1 pseudogene is annotated in these 1,001 nt (G+C 69.9%); it reads left to right on the forward strand.

Annotated features, from left to right (window positions below):
* A pseudogene (locus tag QFW77_RS00185) lies at positions 1-1,001 on the forward strand (hypothetical protein); the annotation flags it as partial.

The following is a 1,001-nucleotide window of genomic DNA, read 5'->3' on the forward strand; positions in this document are numbered from 1 at the left end:
CCTGGCCGACCTCACCGTGTACGAGAACAGCGCCAGCGGCCCCGGCCGCGACCTGGCCCTGGCCGGGCGCGACGACGACATCCTCAGCGACGGGCGCCTGGCGTTCTACGGCAAGGGCAAGTTCAAGGGCAAGTACCTGGTGACCGCCCAGGCCGACACCCAGGACCGGCCGCTGGAGGACCTGTTCGACGGCTTCACCCAGGCCGACCCGCAGGACGTGTTCCGGCGCCTGGACCCGGACCTGTACTACCCGACCTACGGCGACGACTCGACCACCTACCGCGACGTCGACACCATGGGGCGCTTCTACCTGCGCGCCGACTGGGACAAGAACGAGGCGCTGTGGGGCAACTTCCACACCGGCATCACCGGTACCGAGTACGGCCAGTACGTGCGCTCGCTGTACGGCGCCGCGCTGAACTGGCGCTCGCGCGCCGCCAACCCGTGGGGCGATGCAAGCACCGAGCTGCGCGTGTTCGCTTCCGAGGCGCAGACCGCACCGGGCCACAGCGAGTTCATCGGCACCAGCGGCAGCCTGTACTACCTGCGCCACACCGACGTGCTGCCGGGCTCGGACCACGTGGTGATCGAGGTGCGCGACCTGACCACCGGGCGCGTGGAGCAGCGCATCGAGCTGCAGCGCGGTGCCGACTACGAGATCGACGAGCTGCAGGGGCGCGTGCTGCTGACCCGGCCGCTGTCGCAGATCACCCGCCAGAACCTGCCCTCGATCACCCGCGACACGCCGCTGGACGGCTTCGAACAGCGCCTGATCGTGGACTACGAGTGGGTGCCGTCGAGCTTCGACGCGGACGAGATCGCCATGGGCGTGCGCGGCAAGCACTGGTTCGGCGACCACCTCGGCGTCGGGCTGACCTACGTGGACGAGAACCGCGCCGGCGAGGACTACACCTTGATGGCGGCCGACCTGACCCTGCAGGCGGGCAAGGGCACCTACCTGAAGCTGGAGCACAGCCGCACCGAGGCGACCAGCGCGCCGG

It is taken from the genome of Luteimonas endophytica (genome assembly GCF_029887875.1).
Taxonomy (GTDB): Bacteria; Pseudomonadota; Gammaproteobacteria; order Xanthomonadales; family Xanthomonadaceae; genus Luteimonas; species Luteimonas endophytica.